The sequence below is a fragment of the Bacteroides oleiciplenus YIT 12058 genome, assembly GCF_000315485.1.
In the GTDB taxonomy this organism is placed as follows: Bacteria; Bacteroidota; Bacteroidia; order Bacteroidales; family Bacteroidaceae; genus Bacteroides; species Bacteroides oleiciplenus.
Window position 1 is genome coordinate 745,251 of record NZ_JH992944.1, and the last position, 17,234, is coordinate 762,484.

The 17,234-nt window shown below is 44.8% G+C and carries 20 protein-coding genes and 1 tRNA gene (1 of these 21 only partly in view); 7 read left to right on the plus strand and 14 right to left on the minus strand.

Features of this window, described 5'->3' with window-relative positions:
* Position 1: 1 nt before the first annotated feature.
* From HMPREF9447_RS22380 to HMPREF9447_RS22405, 6 genes are all read left to right on the plus strand, one after another.
* The gene (locus tag HMPREF9447_RS22380; protein WP_009132071.1) at positions 2 to 1,543 is read left to right on the plus strand and encodes a DUF6850 family outer membrane beta-barrel protein; all 1,542 of its coding nucleotides are present in this window, start codon (positions 2 to 4) and stop codon (positions 1,541 to 1,543) included.
* 35 nt (positions 1,544 to 1,578) lie between these two features.
* Positions 1,579 to 2,163, plus strand: a complete 585-nt coding sequence (locus HMPREF9447_RS22385) for a hypothetical protein (RefSeq protein WP_009132072.1) — start codon at positions 1,579 to 1,581, stop codon at positions 2,161 to 2,163.
* The gene (locus HMPREF9447_RS22390; protein WP_009132073.1) at positions 2,150 to 2,722 is read left to right on the plus strand and encodes a PepSY-associated TM helix domain-containing protein; all 573 of its coding nucleotides are present in this window, start codon (positions 2,150 to 2,152) and stop codon (positions 2,720 to 2,722) included. The genes HMPREF9447_RS22385 and HMPREF9447_RS22390 overlap by 14 nt, the downstream gene beginning before the upstream one ends.
* Positions 2,723 to 3,006: 284 nt before the next feature.
* Entirely contained in the window at positions 3,007 to 3,894 is an 888-nt protein-coding gene (locus tag HMPREF9447_RS22395; RefSeq protein ID WP_009132074.1) for an ABC transporter ATP-binding protein, read from the plus strand.
* 101 nt (positions 3,895 to 3,995) lie between these two features.
* On the plus strand, positions 3,996 to 4,664 hold the full coding sequence (locus HMPREF9447_RS22400) for a hypothetical protein (RefSeq protein WP_009132075.1): 669 nt from the start codon (positions 3,996 to 3,998) through the stop codon (positions 4,662 to 4,664).
* Positions 4,665 to 4,701: 37 nt separating this feature from the next.
* Positions 4,702 to 5,733, plus strand: coding sequence for a DUF4857 domain-containing protein (locus tag HMPREF9447_RS22405; protein WP_009132076.1), 1,032 nt, complete (start codon positions 4,702 to 4,704; stop codon positions 5,731 to 5,733).
* 100 nt (positions 5,734 to 5,833) lie between these two features.
* Here HMPREF9447_RS22405 and HMPREF9447_RS22410 read toward each other — a convergent pair whose 3' ends face one another.
* Genes HMPREF9447_RS22410 through HMPREF9447_RS22420 form a run of 3 tightly spaced genes read right to left on the minus strand, consistent with a single transcriptional unit; the run spans position 5,834 to position 7,871 of the window.
* Complete coding sequence (locus HMPREF9447_RS22410; RefSeq protein WP_009132077.1) at positions 5,834 to 6,505, minus strand: RluA family pseudouridine synthase; 672 nt, start codon at positions 6,503 to 6,505, stop codon at positions 5,834 to 5,836.
* A gap of 8 nt (positions 6,506 to 6,513) precedes the next feature.
* Positions 6,514 to 7,260, minus strand: coding sequence for a 3-oxoacyl-[acyl-carrier-protein] reductase (gene fabG / locus HMPREF9447_RS22415; RefSeq protein ID WP_009132078.1), 747 nt, complete (start codon positions 7,258 to 7,260; stop codon positions 6,514 to 6,516).
* An 11-nt stretch (positions 7,261 to 7,271) separates the two neighbouring features.
* Positions 7,272 to 7,871, minus strand: a complete 600-nt coding sequence (locus HMPREF9447_RS22420) for a TetR/AcrR family transcriptional regulator (RefSeq protein WP_009132079.1) — start codon at positions 7,869 to 7,871, stop codon at positions 7,272 to 7,274.
* A 240-nt stretch (positions 7,872 to 8,111) separates the two neighbouring features.
* On the opposite strand from HMPREF9447_RS22420, the gene HMPREF9447_RS22425 reads away from it, so the two are divergent.
* Positions 8,112 to 8,184, plus strand: a tRNA-Met gene (locus tag HMPREF9447_RS22425).
* 58 nt (positions 8,185 to 8,242) lie between these two features.
* Here the strand turns inward: HMPREF9447_RS22425 and HMPREF9447_RS22430 are convergent.
* The 11 genes from HMPREF9447_RS22430 to HMPREF9447_RS22480 all read right to left on the minus strand — a co-directional run.
* Positions 8,243 to 9,064 carry a hypothetical protein gene (locus tag HMPREF9447_RS22430; protein ID WP_009132080.1) on the minus strand — a complete coding sequence of 274 codons (822 nt, stop codon included), beginning with the start codon at positions 9,062 to 9,064 and terminating at the stop codon, positions 8,243 to 8,245.
* An 11-nt stretch (positions 9,065 to 9,075) separates the two neighbouring features.
* Positions 9,076 to 9,444 carry a GntR family transcriptional regulator gene (locus HMPREF9447_RS22435; protein WP_009132081.1) on the minus strand — a complete coding sequence of 123 codons (369 nt, stop codon included), beginning with the start codon at positions 9,442 to 9,444 and terminating at the stop codon, positions 9,076 to 9,078.
* Between the two features lie 2 nt (positions 9,445 to 9,446).
* Positions 9,447 to 10,286 carry a hypothetical protein gene (locus HMPREF9447_RS22440; RefSeq protein ID WP_009132082.1) on the minus strand — a complete coding sequence of 280 codons (840 nt, stop codon included), beginning with the start codon at positions 10,284 to 10,286 and terminating at the stop codon, positions 9,447 to 9,449.
* Positions 10,283 to 11,137: an ABC transporter ATP-binding protein gene (locus HMPREF9447_RS22445; protein ID WP_009132083.1), complete on the minus strand. Its 855-nt coding sequence runs from the start codon at positions 11,135 to 11,137 to the stop codon at positions 10,283 to 10,285. Before HMPREF9447_RS22445 ends, HMPREF9447_RS22440 begins: the two co-directional genes overlap by 4 nt.
* 167 nt (positions 11,138 to 11,304) lie before the next feature.
* Positions 11,305 to 12,750 carry a tetratricopeptide repeat protein gene (locus tag HMPREF9447_RS22450; protein WP_044138532.1) on the minus strand — a complete coding sequence of 482 codons (1,446 nt, stop codon included), beginning with the start codon at positions 12,748 to 12,750 and terminating at the stop codon, positions 11,305 to 11,307.
* Positions 12,751 to 12,755: 5 nt separating this feature from the next.
* Entirely contained in the window at positions 12,756 to 13,706 is a 951-nt protein-coding gene (locus tag HMPREF9447_RS22455; protein ID WP_009132085.1) for a PstS family phosphate ABC transporter substrate-binding protein, read from the minus strand.
* Between the two features lie 12 nt (positions 13,707 to 13,718).
* A complete protein-coding gene (locus tag HMPREF9447_RS22460) occupies positions 13,719 to 14,534 on the minus strand; it encodes an energy transducer TonB (RefSeq protein WP_009132086.1) in 816 nt (271 codons plus the stop codon).
* 26 nt (positions 14,535 to 14,560) lie between these two features.
* A complete protein-coding gene (locus HMPREF9447_RS22465; protein WP_009132087.1) occupies positions 14,561 to 15,211 on the minus strand; it encodes an ExbD/TolR family protein in 651 nt (216 codons plus the stop codon).
* 15 nt (positions 15,212 to 15,226) lie between these two features.
* Positions 15,227 to 15,832 (minus strand): ExbD/TolR family protein, encoded by a 606-nt coding sequence (locus HMPREF9447_RS22470; protein WP_009132088.1) that lies wholly within the window; start codon positions 15,830 to 15,832, stop codon positions 15,227 to 15,229.
* 114 nt (positions 15,833 to 15,946) lie between these two features.
* The gene (locus tag HMPREF9447_RS22475; RefSeq protein WP_009132089.1) at positions 15,947 to 16,759 is read right to left on the minus strand and encodes a MotA/TolQ/ExbB proton channel family protein; all 813 of its coding nucleotides are present in this window, start codon (positions 16,757 to 16,759) and stop codon (positions 15,947 to 15,949) included.
* A gap of 201 nt (positions 16,760 to 16,960) precedes the next feature.
* Positions 16,961 to 17,234, minus strand: partial view of a hypothetical protein gene (locus HMPREF9447_RS22480; RefSeq protein ID WP_009132090.1) — the 3' portion only. 176 nt of this gene lie beyond the right edge of the window; 274 of the gene's 450 nt are visible here — the last part of the coding sequence; its start codon lies beyond the right edge, outside the window — the gene reads right to left on this strand; the stop codon is at positions 16,961 to 16,963.

Sequence of the window (17,234 nt, forward strand, 5' to 3'; positions counted from 1 at the left end):
CATGAGACAACGTTTCCTTATCATATTGACCGCAATAGTCCTGTTGCCCATACGAGTGGCAGCAGCAGATACGCTTACTGTCGAACAAAAACTATTGTCGGAATACAGTCGGACGGCTGTATTCCGCAACCAAGTGTGGCAGAATGCCGCCATCCGTTTCGAACAGCGTCCTTTCAGCCTGACGAGTGTCAACGTAAAGGGGCTGTACGAGCAACGTGGTGACGCTGCATTGGCACAGGAAGGAAACGGGAGAAAGGATTTCAGCGCAGAAGTAAACTCTTTTGTCGTACTGAATCCGCGTAACCGGCTCTTCGGACAAGCTTCCTACCGCAATGGACGCAGAGAAGATGTGGTTTGGAATGAAAATTCCGACTACTCACTCCTCTACCCTTACGTAGTAGGCGACTCCATCGGTGGCTTCATGAAAGAAGAGGAATATAAATTCTCCGGAGGATATGCCTACCGCTTCGGCGAATGGACTGCCGGTGCCGAACTGGGTTATCGCGCAGTGATTGCTTACCGCGACAAAGACCCACGTCCGCGTAACATCATTTCCGATTTACAGGCAAGCCTTGCACTTGCACGCAACCTGAGCGGGAAATACAATTTAGGTCTTGCAGTGCAAGCCCGCAAATACAATCAGAAAAGCGAAATCACATTCCTTGCCGACAAAGGTTCGACATCCGTCTATCAGATGCTCGGACTGGGTATGGATTACGTTCGCTTTGCAGGAACGCAGACCAGTACCCGCTACACAGGCGAGGGCATAGGAGGCAGCATCGATTTGCTTCCGGTGAGCAACGACGGCGAGAACAACGGCTTTTCCGCTTCATTGCGGGCGGACTACTTCCACTTGACCAAAGAGTTGTCCAGCACCAATTATACTCCCATCAATGAGATAAAGAACGTGGACGTTTCACTGGAAACCGCATGGACACGCCGCAATCGTGAATGGGAATATGGGGTGTACCTGCTTGCTGCATTGCAACAACGGACAGGTGTTGAAAACATCTTCGGTGAACCGTCCGGCACCATTTATCCCCAGATCAGTAGTGTAGACCAGTTCAAGAACACTACACAGAAAGCAGGTCTGAAAGGTATGATAGGACAAACCCTGACTGCCAGCCGCCATTGGGGATGGACTTTGCTCCCCACCGCCGGCTACTGGCAGACAAAACCCGAATACAAAGGAAACGGACGCTACGTTGAAATAGCTTCTGCCAGCGGCGGACTGGAAGCGCAATCCCTCTGGAAAGTATCGAAGATGCTGTTATCGGCAAGCATTGCCGGAGGATATACTTCCAATGTCAAGTCCGAATACTCGCTGACAGGACTGAGCAGCAAGGAATCAGTAGGTAGCACTTTACTCTCTAATATCGATTATCTGAGTGACGACCACGCCTCCGTTGCCATCAAGTTGCGCGGAGACTATATACTCAGCGACCGATATGCCGTGTTCCTCTCAGCCAACTGGTTGCATCAGGAATATAAGAAATGCGGCGGAGCAGACCGGATAGAAGTATCTCTGGGAGTCACTTTCTAATAAAAATAATAACTAACAATAAAACCAAAACAACAATGAGTACTAAAACATTATCAATCGTAGTTGCCATCATGGCATTATTCTTCATCGGAACTTCTTGCAGCAACAAGCAAAAGAATACCGAAGAAACCGCAACCACCGAACAGACCTCCGGTGCAATGGAAATAGACGAACTTCTTGCCAATGCCGAGTCATTGACCGATCAAGAAGTCACCATCGAAGGCGTATGCACGCATGCTTGCAAGCACGGTGCCACCAAAATCTTCCTGATGGGTAGCGACGACACGCAGACCATCCGCGTAGAAGCCGCCAAGCTGGGTTCATTTGATACGAAATGCGTCAACAGCATCGTCCGCGTCACCGGAACCTTGAAAGAACAACGTGTGGACGAAGCTTACCTGCAACAATGGGAAGCCCGCCTGAAAGCCGCTGCTGCCGAAAAGCACGGTGAAGGCGAAGCCGGATGCACTACCGAGAAGAAAGCACGCGGCGAAACAGCCAATACACCCGAAGCCCGCATCGCCGACTTCCGCGCTAAGATAGCTAAACGCCAGGCTGAAACAGGAAAGCCATATTTGTCTTTCTACTTTATGGAAGCTGCAAACTATGAAATTCAGTAAAACGGGAACCGCGCTCCGTAAATGGAGCCGGCTTATTCACCGGGACCTCTCATACTTCTTTTCGGGGATGGTGTTGATATATGCCATCTCCGGAATTGTGATGAATCACCGGAATACGATAAACCCCAATTACTCGGTAGAGCGGCAAGAATACAGCATCACGGAAACGATGCCGCCACAGGCTGGAATGAAGAAAGACGATGTACTGAAGCTGCTGGCGCCACTCGGTGAAGAGAAGAACTACACCAAGCACTATTTCCCGAAGGAGAACCAGATGAAGGTGTTCCTGAAAGGTGGTTCCAATCTGATGGTAGATTTGTCTACCCGGCAGGCCGTCTACGAGAAGCTGACACGTCGTCCGTTGATAAGTGCCCTGACTAAGTTGCACTACAATCCCGGCAGATGGTGGACTCACTTCGCTGATGTATTTGCCGTGGGACTCATTATCATCACAGTCACAGGGCTTGTCATGGTGAAAGGACCGAAGGGTTTATGGGGACGCGGGGGCATAGAACTGGCAACAGGCATCCTAATTCCGCTACTTTTCCTTTTTTTATAAGTCAAATGTAGGTTCGGCATAAGGATAGGATAAAGCCACAGGAAAGGCAACATAAATCATTAGCACTGTGGCTATTGCAGTTTCCCATAGGTAGGAAACGACAGTTTCCTTGCAATGGAAACGACAGTTTCTCCTAAAGGAAACTCCAGTTTCCTCTAATGGGAACGCGCGTTTCCTTTAAGGGGAACGACAGTTTCCCCAGTAGGAAACGGCAGTGTCCTCCCGCGGAAACAAACATCGCCCTCTTATTTCCTGCCGGACATTAATCAAAACAAAAGAAATCAATGGAGAATATCATTGAATGCAATAACCTGACGCACTATTACGGCAAACGGTTAATTTACGAAGACCTCAGTTTCAGTGTGCCGAAAGGACGCATCCTGGGACTGCTAGGCAAGAATGGTACAGGGAAAACCACAACTATCAATATATTGAGCGGTTATCTCAAGCCCCGCTCCGGTCAGTGCTCCATCTTCGGGCAGGACATACAGGCGATGCATCCCAGCACACGCCGCAACATCGGCCTGCTCATTGAGGGACACGTGCAATATCAGTTCATGACCATCCGCGAAATCGAGAAGTTCTACTCCGCTTTCTATCCGGGACAATGGCGCAAAGAAGCCTACTACGACCTGATGGACAAGCTGAAAGTAGCTCCTAAGCAACGCATCTCGCGTATGTCCTGCGGACAACGTTCGCAAGTAGCTCTGGGACTCATTCTGGCGCAGAATCCGGAACTGCTGGTTCTGGATGACTTCTCCCTCGGACTGGACCCCGGTTACCGCCGCCTCTTCGTGGACTATCTGCGTGACTATGCCCGTTCGGAAAACAAAACCGTCTTCCTGACCTCGCACATCATTCAGGACATGGAACGCCTCGTGGACGACTGCATCATCATGGACTACGGACGCATCCTCATTCAGCAACCTGTAAAAGAGCTGCTGGACACCGCACGCCGCTATACTTGCACCTTGCCCGAAGGTTACAAGATGCCTGAAGACAAGGACTTCTATCATCCGTCCATCATCAGAAACACACTGGAAACCTTCTCATTCTTAAGCCTGCAAGAGGTGGAAGCCCGCTTCAAAGCCTTGCAAGTGCCCTACAGTGACTTGAAATGTGAGACAGCCAATCTGGAAGATGTTTTCATCGGACTGACAGGAAAATATTAATCAGTGATTAGTTATAAGTTATTTGCTTGTGCCATTGTGTTGTGATATCAGATATCATCAGTAAATAACTTATAACTAAATAACTAATAACTAAATTTATCATGAACGCTATATTTTATAAAGAATGGATTAAAACCCGCTGGTACCTGCTGCTTGCCCTCCTCGTGACGCTCGGCTTTGCCGGCTACTCGATGTTGCGCATCAACCGCGTAGCCAGTATGAAAGGTGTGGAACACGTCTGGGAAGTGATGCTGGCACGGGACACCGTATTCGTTGATTTGCTGGAATACATTCCGTTGCTGACCGGAGTATTGCTCGCCTTGGTGCAGTTCGTACCCGAAATGCACCGCAAGTGCCTGAAACTGACCCTGCATCTACCCTATCCGCAGCTCCGTATGATTAACCTGATGCTGCTTTACGGTCTGCTGGTACTGGTCATCTGCTTTGCCAGCAACTACCTGCTGATGGGAGTTTACATGCAAGGCATTCTTGCACCGGAACTGTATTCACGGATTCTGCTGACAGCTCTTCCCTGGTATCTGGCAGGCATCGCTGCTTATCTTCTGATTTCGTGGATATGTCTGGAACCAACCTGGAAACGCCGCGTCCTCAATCTGGTAATCTCCGTCCTGCTGTTGCGCATCTTCTTCCTTGCACCGGCACCGGAAGCCTACAATGCTTTCTTGCCTTGGTTAGCAATCTACACCCTGCTCACGGCAAGTCTCTCATGGCTGTCCATCGCACGGTTCAAGGTAGGCAAACAAGATTAAACAGGTTATAAATTCACTCTTAAGAACGAAAAAGACAATGAAACGTTTTAGTCAAATATTCTTATACATTACCATTGCATTGCTCCTTGTGTGGCAATTGCCCTGGTGCTACAGTTTCTTTGCGGCAAAGCCTTCAAAGACTCCTTTCTCCATGTACAGCACCATCATCGACGACTTTGTTTCCATGGGACATGAGGAAGGTAAAGGCATGATGCGCCGCGACCAGTCCGGCAATGTGTACACGCAGGAACAGGTGGACAGCATCCTCCCCTTCTTTTACATACGTCAGCTCATGGCGGACGAGCGGTTTCCGGATACCATCAAAGGTATTGCCGTCACTCCGCGCGAGATACAGCTCACTAATTTCAGTTTCCGCTCGACACCTTCGGACATCAATACCTCCCGAATAGAGCTTTATCCTTTATTGGAAAGCATGTCGGGACGCGTAGACCTGGCGATGCCCGATGATGTGTTCCGCATCACCAACAAAGGAATTGAATTCATCAAAATGAAAACCAATACGGTGGATGCCGATAAAAGCAGTCAATTCACGGAAGCCATGGTGAAGAAAGGGTTTAAGTTCCCTGCACAGAGGCTGGCAGGAAATCCTACGACCCGCAAGGAATATGATGAAGGTTATCTGATTCTGGACAACGAAGGCAAGCTTTTCCACCTGAAACAAACCAAGGGACGTCCGTATGTACGTGCCATTTCCCTGCCCGAAGGTGTAAAAGCGAAGCATCTCTTTATCACGGAGTTCAAGAGCCGCAAGACGCTGGGCTTCCTGACCGATATGGATAATAATTTCTATGTACTGAACAACAAGACTTATGACTTGGTAAAGACCGGAGTTCCCGCCTTTAATCCGGAACAGGATGCCCTGTCCATCTTCGGCAACATGTTCGACTGGACGGTTTGCATCAAAACCGGTGAGGCAGATGAATATTATGCGCTGGATGCGGATGATTATTCGCTCATCAAATCTGTTAACTTCCCTATGCAGGGAGGTAAAGTACCGGGACTGCGATTTACTTCTTCACGGGATAAGTATGTGAAGCCGAGGTTCTGATAAAGAATTTCACCACAGAGGACACAGAGAGCACAGAGGTTATTGATTATCTATGAATTATAAAACTTCTGTGCTCTCTGTGTCCTCTGTGGTGAAATTCTTATATCATTCGAAACCCCTGCCAAAGATTCGTCTCCGGCACAGGTGCTTCCACCTCTATTACCTCTTTCGATACCGGATGTACAAAACTGATATAGCGTGCATGCAGGCAGATACTCCCATCCGGATTGGAGCGTGCGGAACCATATTTCAAGTCCCCCTTGATAGGACACCCCATCTTTGCCAACTGACAACGTATCTGATGGTGCCGTCCGGTTTTCAAATCTACTTCCAGCAGGAAATAATTCTCTGACTTACCTATCATGCGATAATTCAGGATAGCCTTTTTACTTTTCGGCACCTCCTTATCATAAGCATAACTTTTATTCTGCTTCTCATTGCGCACCAGATAGTTCACCAATTCCCCCTCCGATTCCTTCGGAGCATTCTTTACTATAGCCCAGTAAGTCTTCTTCACCTCACTGTTCTTGAACATTTCATTGAGGCGGGACAACGCCTTGCTGGTTTTAGCAAATACAACAAGACCGCTCACGGGGCGGTCCAGCCGGTGGGTAACACCGATGAAGACATTTCCGGGTTTCTGGTATTTCTCCTTCAGATACTCCTTTACGGTTTCCGAAAGCGGTGTATCCCCTGTCTTGTCTCCCTGAACTATCTCGGAAGCGGTCTTGTTGACTATAATAATATGATTGTCCTCGTATACGACAGTCATACTCTTTCTTACATATTCATACCACCATCTACCTGAATCACCTGTCCTGATACATAAGAAGACATATCAGAAGCCAGGAAGGTAGCAATGTTTGCCACGTCTTCGGGAGTACCGCCACGGCGCAAAGGAATTTTCTTTGCCCATTCGGCTCTTACTTCGTCAGACAGCGCAGCAGTCATATCGGTCAGGATGAAGCCCGGAGCAATAGCGTTGGCACGAATGCCGCGAGAGCCGAGTTCCTGAGCAATGGACTTAGCCAAAGCAATCATACCAGCCTTGGAAGCTGCATAGTTAGCTTGTCCGGCATTGCCATGAACACCTACTACAGAAGCCATATTGATAATGCTACCTGCTTTCTGACGCATCATGATCGGAGTACAAGCATGAATAAAGTTGAAAGCTGATTTCAGGTTAACATTGATAACCATATCCCATTGTTGCTCGCTCATACGCATCATCAGACCATCACGAGTGATACCTGCATTGTTTACCAGAATATCAATGCGACCAAAATCTGCATGAATAGCTTCTACTACCTTAGCGGTATCTTCGAAACTGGCAGCATTTGAAGCATAACCTTTGGCTTTCACGCCCATTGCTTCCAGTTCTTTTGTTGTATTCTCTGCATTTTCGTCAATCACCAAGTCAGTGAATGCAATATTTGCTCCTTCAGAAGCGAATTTTAAAGCGATAGCCTTACCAATGCCGCGTGCAGCACCGGTTACAATGGCTGTTTTACCATCTAATAATCCCATACTTTTTTAAATTATTGATTAAAGTTTTCTTTTCTATGCAGCGCACCGAACACAATGTTAACCACGTATCTATCACGTTCTTCATCGGTCAGTTTAGCACCTATGTGTCCGCGTATATAAGGTACCTCGATACCTTTCACGCAATAATGTACCAACTCGGCAGTCATGTCAAGATCGTCAACCTGAAATACCCCTTTCTCCACGCCCTCGCGTAAAACATCCTTGAAAAGTTGTAGTTCTTTGGCATCAAAACGCTTACGTACCTTCTCTACCCGCCATATATCGCGGAAGAAAGTAGCACGGAGCGTTCCATTCCGATATACCACTTCTTTCACAGCATCCAAACGGGTATAAATCATTTCGATAATCTTCTGGTCGGGCGAGATATCTTTCTCTGCCACCCGCTTCATCATATCCGAAAGAATCTCCAGCTCCGACTCGACAACAGCCATATAAATATCTTCCTTACTCTTAAAATAGGTATAAAGTGTTCTTCTACCTTTTTTAGAAGCAAGAGCGATATCATTCATTGTGGTATTCTCAACACCCATCTTTGCAAATAGCTGACGGGCAACATCCACTAATTTAGCTTTTGTCTTCGATACGGCCATATATTTATTAATTATTGCACATTGCTTAATAATTTGAGCAAAAGTAAAACTTTTCTGCATACCACACAAGAATTCATGTATTTTATTAACATTCCGTCATAGGAAGGGAAGAAAAAAAATGCGTACACTATCATGTTACTTATCAACAGGTTAGAAACTATATCACATTTTTTAAAGAAAATAAGATGGATTTTATTTGTTAGTTTCACAAAAAGCCGTACCTTTGCACCCACAAAACATCGCGGAGTGGAGCAGTTGGTAGCTCGTTGGGCTCATAACCCAAAGGTCATTCGTTCGAGTCGGATCTCCGCAACTAAATAAAAAAGACCGTTTTTCAACGGTCTTTTTTTGTATCCTGATAATACCTATTATTATTCTACTACCACTCTTGCAGCCTGTTTTAATTCTATATTCAATGAAGCACCATCCGATTGAGGCATCCAAACCACCTGGCGGCATTCACCTTTCTCCAATGTACATCTTTGGTTACCATGAGCATACAGATATTCCGTATCAACATGGAAAGACGACGCATTCACATTCCACGAGCGTATTCCATTCAAATGTAAGTGCAAGTTATCCGCTTTTCCACTATTGAACAACCACGAACCATCCTGAACGGTCAAGGCTTTAAAATAGCAATCGTTTATTGTTGCATAATCCCGTACCATAAGAGATAATGAATCACGGTTAAGGCCTTCAACATTCACTTTCTGGGCAACGAGGGCAGCGATTAATGACTGAGTATAGTCGGGCAAAGCTATCTCCATCTCTTTGGAGCGTACATTCAGCCAAGCCATATCCTGGAATTTCTTTTCCAGCTTCTCTTTGGAAAAATTGAATACGATACGTAATGTATCTCCTGACGTATTCATCGTCATATACTTATCCATATCAGAAGCATAAGTGAAAGTACCGTTTCCTCCTTGCGCCTGACGAATGTTCAGCGGTATCTCACTGAATGCAACCATTCTTATTTCTTTTATTTCGTTATCATCCACAATGATATCTCTATCCGTCACCAACTGCACCACTTTGCACTCTGGCAACTGCACTGTTTTTTGTTCTCCATTGATATCCATAAAGTTATCATTCCCGTCGAAAAATAATGTAGAGCTATAGAATATGCCACCGCATATTACCAGCAATCCGGCAAGCAGCATTCCAAATATTATATAAGTTGTTCGTTTCATAATCTTCTTCTTTATTTTTGTTTCTTACTATATTCCTGATACATATCCGACATATCTTTTGCCGAAATACCGAGTGTGTACATCTGTTTGAAGAAGTAATCCACCTCCTCTTTCAGAAAATACTCTTTCCGCAATGAAAGGATTTGTTCGCGAGCACCGGCAGACACAAAATAGCCAATGCCCCGCTTATTATAAATAACTCCTTGTGATTGCAAATAATCGTACGAACGCATCACCGTATTGGCATTTACCTCTACCACAGCCGCATATTCTCTGACGGATGGTATACGTTCTTCTTCCTGATATTGCCCAAGAAGTACCTCGTCACAAATCCGGTCTGCTATTTGCAGGTAGATAGCTTTGCTTTCTTTAAAATTCATACTTACCAGCGGTTAATGATTTCAGATTCTTTAAAGCGGAAATAAGCGACTATCCAATTGAAGATAGCCATACCAAAGAAGATTATTGTTGCCCAAAGTGTCATAGCTTCATCAGATATATTCTGATTCACTCCACGAACACCACGTGCTTCAAATAATATTTTTCCCAGTACCGATCCTATTGCTATATAAATGATAGCAACAACCACAATGGCTGAGAAAGTTTTCACAAATGAGTTCTTCGGCCAGATGGAACTACCCAGAACAAATAAAGACTGTGCAAAGAAATAAGCGCTTACTCCTAACATGAAATAATTGCAATCATCAAAAACCGTCCAGAATTGTCCTTTTCCTACCAAATGGGAAAGCGGAGTAGAGGCTATAATATCTTTCAACTCGGGATAGCTGACCATATAAACCGCTACACGTGTCCAGTCCGCCATTTTAAAAGCTATCAGAAACACAATAAGGAAACCGAAAGTAAATACCAGCCAACGGGAGAAGAATTTCTCAAACATCGTAGCAGGTGTCATCAACATTGCTATCCGGTTCGTTTTAGATTTCATGCGTTCCATAATGAACGAAGCACTCAGAAGTCCCATAATGACGAGTGCCCAAACGAAAGCCCCCAGTTCGAATGTCCAGATAGGATCCTGGGTTATCCCTCTATTGATGAGACTTTCCGGATGATTATATTGAAAATATCCGTTCCATACAAAAGCAATCGCCATTATGCCGTACATCATTACGAACCTAAGCAGATTAGCTTTCCAACTCTCCACCATCTCTTTGCGGCATAAGCTCACAAAACGGGGTGCACTAAAAAAGGTATCGCGTATCATTGTTCATTCTTTTTAGGGTGAAACATTTCTGCCATTTTCTCTGGTGCGGCAAGTGTAGCACCGAATAGCAGTTCAAGATTAATCTCCGATTCTTCGTCTTCCGTATTCGGTAACATCAGGAAGTTTCCTTGCACAGAAGGCAGTGTATAAAGTGCTGACTTCGCCATTTCATGATCGTCACTTTCAAGGAAAAGTAATTTGTTGCAAATGCTGGCAGTAGACTCGTCAAGCAACACATGACTGTTGTCCATAATCACCACATGATCTAATATCTTATCAATATCCCGCACCTGATGAGTAGAGATAATAATCGTCCTGTCATCCGACATGCCGGAAGCAATGAACTTACGGAATTGGCTCTTACCCGGAATGTCAAGTCCATTGGTAGGCTCGTCCATAATCAACAGTGAAGTATGGGTAGCCAATGCAAAACTCATGAATACTTTTTTCTTCTGTCCCATAGATAAAGCTCCCAAATTCAAATCCTGCTCCATCTCAAAATAATGCAGGTACTTTACCATATCTTCTTTGCTGAAACGAGGATAGAACTGGCTGTTCAGCTCCACATAGCTAACCAGGGATATGGACGGAAGTTCAAATTCCTCAGGTACCAGGAACATATCTTGTAACGTGATAGGTAACCGACGGCGTACATCGATATCATGATACATCACCTTTCCACTCTTGGGGGTGAGCAAACCGCTCATCAAATAAAGTAGCGTAGACTTACCGGCACCATTCTTTCCCAGTAACCCATATACTCTACCCTTCTCCAATGAAAGCGAAAAATCGTGCAGGACTTCTTTCTTGCCCCGGCGATAACTGAACGAAATGTTTTCTACTTGTAGCATAAGCTTGGATATTTATTAGTTATTTAGTGTATTAGTTTAATAGTACACTGCAAATGTAGGCAAACTTTTTAATATTCCAAGCGTTTCCTCAAAAAAAAGCAAAAAAAAGAGAGGAGCTAAGAATCACTCTCCACTCCTCCCGACACGACAAACAACTAAAATTGTTGCTATTTGATGCCATCCAACGCCTTTTTGGCAGTAGCATTGGCGGGGTCTATAGCCAGAATTTTATTCCAGTACTCCTTCGAAGTAGGATAGTCGCTCTTCAATAGATAGTAGTATCCCAGATAGCTGTAACACTCTATCAATGGAGAATTATACTTCGGATCGTTTTTACTTAGCAACACCTCCATCACCTTTTCATAAAAAGGTTTCGCCAACCCCTCGGTAGTTTCAGGGTCCATGGCAGAATTGGTCCGGGCGCGCCACATATCTCCCAAATAACTGTCGGGAGCTTGTTCGGAAACAAGTGCGAACACAGAGTCAGCAGACTGCAACGCCACCATACGGTCGGCAGGCTGCACGGTGAGCGTGTCCGAAGACGTGCCCTGTCCGTAATAAAGACGCCCTAACTGGAATAAGGTTTCAGGGGTCTTTTTATCTTTGGCTAATGAATCATAATACTTCTGATAAGAAGCAATAGCCTGTGCATAATCGTTCTTCATTTCATAGGCATCAGAGATTTCACGCCATAAGTCGGTTTGTGTATCATCCTTCTCAAGTGCCTTGCCATATTCTATAATAGCTTCATCGTATTTCTTCAACGCAGTCAATAAAGCGCCGTAATAACGATAATCTAAATAAGAATAGTCAGCTTTATCTGAAGCGTGAAAAAAGGCGTCAGCAGCTTTCTCTGCATCCTCATAACGCTTCAGGTCCGTATTGTTATACATAGCAAGACGGTTGAATGCAGCATGACGGGCATTCGCCTGTAAGCCTTTCTGGGCAATTTGCAGCGATTTCTCGAAGTCATGGTTCAAGAACAAGGCAAAAGCATACTTCAGCATGTCATCTTCCGTAGCAAGAGGCGTATTGATGAACTTCGCATACATCGCGGCAGCTTTATCAAACCGATTACTGGAATAATACACTTCAGCCAATTCCTTGTCAGCCTCCAGACAGTCCGGTTCCACAGCTTTCAGCTGCTCCAACTTTTCAATGGCCAGCGAAGGACTGGCAGACTTATAAGCCTGCGCATACTTCAAATAAGCCTCCTTACAGTTCGGGTCGAAGTAAATGGCCTGTTCATAAAGCTGGCAGGCTTGCCCCACGTTCTTTTGTGCAAGAGCTATATCACCCTCCAGTACAGACACTTTCGGATCCTTATTATTGGCTTTCTTCGCCATTGCCAGATACTCCTGAGCATCAGTAAGCTTTCCAGCATTCAAATAAACGTGGGCTATGGAAGTCACAAGGTCCACATTCTTTTTATTCTTCCCTTTCAACAATGCACCGGCTTCCTCGGAAGCTTGTTCGGGATTGGTCTGAACCAGGCTTTTCATTTTATCTACCCCAGCCTGCCATTCGTTCACAGGCGCTTGTGCAGAAACAGTGCCGGCCAACAGCAACGCTCCCATACTAAGAATTAACATCGTTTTCATAATAGCATTCATTTTAGTTATTTATCTTTTATATTTACCACCCGCACCGGTTGGGTAGCAGGCACTAATCCCGACTTTAAAATAATCCGCTGTCCCCGGTCGGAAGAGAGGAAAGAGGCAAATCCCCACGGAAGAGCGCTCCGCGGATCGTTCAACAGGACATAGATGCTGCGTGTCAACGGATAATCACCGTAAAACAAATATGCCTGATAGGGTTTGAAACTGTTTTCCGGCGTTGCCTTGTCGGCAGCGCTGACGGACATCACCCGTACTTCTTTGCTAAAGGAAAGCCCTGTGCTGTCATTACGGTCGCTCAGCCAATTCACGCCAATAATACCGATAGCATCAGGAGTCTTTGACACATAGTCGATAACCTCTCTATTAGTCTTCAACGCCTTTACCTGGTTCGACAACGGAGCACCCTTACAAATGGAATCTACCGCAAAACGTACGGTACTGGAATTCTTGTTATCGAATACCAAACTGATATCCTTCAACCGGGATGCCGAATAAATGTCTTTCCATTGTGTGGTCTTTCCCGTCAGGATGTTGCGGATTTCATTCACAGTAATCAGTGTATCGGGATTATCTTTATTGGTAATCAACGCTAATCCATCCGTGGCAATCTTTATCTCCTGTGGGAAGAACTTCCGGCTATTGAAAGAGTTCATCTCCTCCGGTGTCAGTCTGCGACTGGTTATTGCCAACCGCAGACTGTCCTTGAGCAATAGATTGACGGCTTCCACTTCCGTCACATAACGGGGCACAATTCCCGCCAAAGGAAATAGTCCTTCAAACACATCCACCTCTTCCTGCACGATAGGCTGAAAACTTTCGTCCGCAGCAATCGCTATCACACCCGAAGTATATGTATCTGTCAGTCCGTCCTTGGGCTTGCTCTGGCATGCCGACATAGAAGTCAGCATCATCACCAAACCTAAAAGCTGAAGTTGTTTCACCGTTTTCATTACACACACATATTATTGTAACCTAAACACAACCGGTATTGTATACTTCACCGACACAGCCTTACCGTTCTGTTTGCCGGGAATCCACTTAGGCATGGACATTATCACGCGGACAGCTTCTTTGTCCAGATAAGGGTCTACACCTCTCAACACATTCACATCGCGCACACGACCATCGGCACCTACCACAAACTGACAAGTCACACGTCCTTGCGTTCCATTTTCCTGAGCAATAGTCGGATACTTCATGTTCTTGCTGATGAACTGCATCATCTCTGCCTGACCACCAGGGAACTGAGGCATTTGCTCTACCATATCAAAGACCTTTTCAGGTTCCGGCTCGGCTTGCGTAACCACTTGTTTCAGGTCGGCAATATCCTTACCGTTTGCTTCGTCATTACCTTTCACGTCGGCAATAGAGATGGCAACTTTTGTTTCAGTCAGTTCCTTCTGGCTCTTCATTTCATCCTCATCATTTACTTCCTCGTCTTTTTTGATAACCGGGGCGGTAAACTTGATAGAGCTCTTCAAAGCAGGAGGCGGGGGAGCAACAGGCTCCACTCTCTTCATCTCTTCCTGTTTAATCTCCGGTTCTTCCAGTTGAGACAGGGTGGTAACTTCGGTCATCACTTCCTTCTGCTTCGGTGTAGCCATCTTTATCAAAGTAGGAATGCTGAACCCTACCAATGCGATGACAATCACCAATATCACAGCGATATTATGACGTTTCGGAGAAGTCTCCCTCAACTTATAAGCACCGTATGCCTTGTTCTTGCCGTTGAATATAAGGTCACACCATTCCGAAGAACTTAAATCTACTTTAGCCATATTCTTACTTTTTTAGGTGTTACACATTATTCGGCAATGTTCTGCGACAGTTCACCCTTGCTATCGAAGTTCTTTATCAGAAATTCGTCAGCTTCGGCAATGTCGGTAATCACATACTTACCTATATTACATATCTGCATTTCATCGAGTGCATCAATCAGATTCTTGTACGAAGCATTATCGGTGGCTTTGATTATCACCGTCGGCGTATCTTTCCCGCTCTTTATCTCGGCGAGCTTCTTCGAAAATTCTTCTTCTGATATCTTGAGGTCCAGTTTCTGCTGCTTCAGCTCGTTCACTTCATTTACAGCAGTTCTATTGCGTTGCAAGAGCATTGCCCGCAGACCATCCGGCTTATAGGTTGTTTCCTTCAGCGAGGTATAATCCTTATAGTTGGGCTCTCCTTCGTAATAATACATTTTATCGTCACTACCCAGCAGCAGAGTGATAGCCTGTGATGCCTTCACTTTTGACTGCTGTTCTTCGGTAATGTCCTTATCGTTACTCGGCATGCTTATCTCCATCGTCTGAGGTTTGCTCAGTGAGGTACAAAGCATAAAGAAAGTAATCAGCAACATATTCATGTCTACCATTGGTGTAAAGTCCACCCTGACAGTCATTTTCTTTTGTTTGCTCTTTCCACCTTTCTTATTGCCGCTTTCTTGTATTTCAGCCATAATGTTTCCTTTCTGTTATTCTTCAGAAGTAGTCTTCAGAGAAGTAATCAGGTTATACCGATTCTCTCTGAGGTCCTGAAGCGAGTTCATCACATTCTTGATTACGGAATAAGGAGTATTGGCATCCGCCTTGATGGCGATACGTAAATCTTTGTTTGTGGCACGGGCATTGCGCACCCAGGCTTTAAACTGATTATCGATACTGTCAGTAGGTATCCCCTCATTCTTTAACACAGCGTCTTGCTGGTCTTGCGGCAAGTCAAGGTACTTCTTCATACTCTTCATCGGCACTCCGAAAGTAGATGCCAATGTGAATTTCTTAGTTTCCTCCGGAGTGAACGTCACCCCATACTCTTGCCCCATTGCTTCCAGCACGTCACGCAAGTCGGACTGCTTGTCCAGACTCATAAACACCTTTCCGTCCGGATCGACCAATATCTGAAGGATATTTGTTTCCGGAATCTTAATTTCGGAAACAGAGGCTGGAGTGCTAACCTGTACCGGTTCTTTCTTCACGAACGTAGACGTCAGCATGAAGAAGGTCAGCAGCAATACAGTCACGTCACTCATCGCCGTCATATCGATGAACGTACTTTTCTTTTTTATCTTCGCTCTACCCATAATTATTAAATTAAAAATTGAGAATTTAAAGTTGAGAAATAATAGTTGAGAAATAAAAGAATTGAGGATACTGCAGTAGTATCACTTTTTAATTCTCAATTCTCAATTTCCAATTTATTTATGCGTAGCGGCAAAAGTCTGTACGATAGAGAATCCAACCTCATCAAGGCTGTAAGTCAACTTATCAATCTTATTGGTATAATAGTTATAGGAAATAACGGCAAGTGCTCCAGTCAAGATACCGAATGCCGTATTAATCAAGGCCTCAGAGATACCTTGTGACAACGCCATTGAGTCAGCAGAACCTCCGGCAGCCAAAGCAGCGAACGAACGGATCATACCAATAACCGTACCGAGCAATCCCATCAACGTACCCAAAGTAGTGATAGTACCGATAATAGGCAAGTTCTGCTCCATCATCGGCAACTCCAACGCGGTAGCTTCTTCCAGTTCTTTTTGGATGGCAAGCAATTTCTGGTCTTTAGACAGATTGGTGTCATTTTCCATTTCAGCATACTTCTTCAAAGTAGCGTTTACTACATTAGCAACAGAACCACGTTGTTTGTCACAAATTTCCTGTGCTTTCTTCATATCACCAGCAGACAAGGCTGACTTAATATTAGCAACAAACTTAGCCAACGGGCCTTTACCGAAAGCAGCACCGATAGCAATGTAACGCTCAATACTCAGCGCAATAACGGTCAGCAAGAGAGTCTGGATAACAGGAACAATGAATCCACCTTTATAGATAGTACCGAGGAAGTTCCCAGGCAACGGATGGTTGTTCGGGTCATTGTTCATGAAGTTGGAAGGGTTTCCAAACACAAATAGATAAATAAGCACGGCTACGATAAGACAAATTACGATTACCCAACCGGCAGATTTGATGCCTTTAAAAGAGGCGGATTTCTTTTGAGTAGTTTCCATGATGAAAAATTTAAATGGATTTGTATTAAAATTAATTTTTAAAAATAAATCGTATGGATACAGCTCTCCCTTTCACGGCATTAATATACCGTAACCACCCGCATAACCTCACCCTAAACTTAGGGATGTAAGAGATCACCAACTTTCAGCCACATAGGGGAAAGAAGGAAAGGGGAAAAGGGAAAACTAATTTGTAGGAAATTAAATTATAATCCGTCGCAAAGTATAGATGTAGTATTCACTACTAAAGGAAGTATAATGCGGATCTTTATCCGAATAGTATAGCTTCGACTGGCCATGCACCATCAGATTCTGGTGCTGAGATAAGATTAAGAAAATCCCCTTAAGAAATAAAGAAGTTTCCATAGCTCTACGGAAACGCTGGGAATTAAAAGAATATCTTTCTGAGATGGGTTTGTTACCAAGTTCCACATCAGTAGACCACATAAACTTGGTATTAGTGAACAGACTTTTT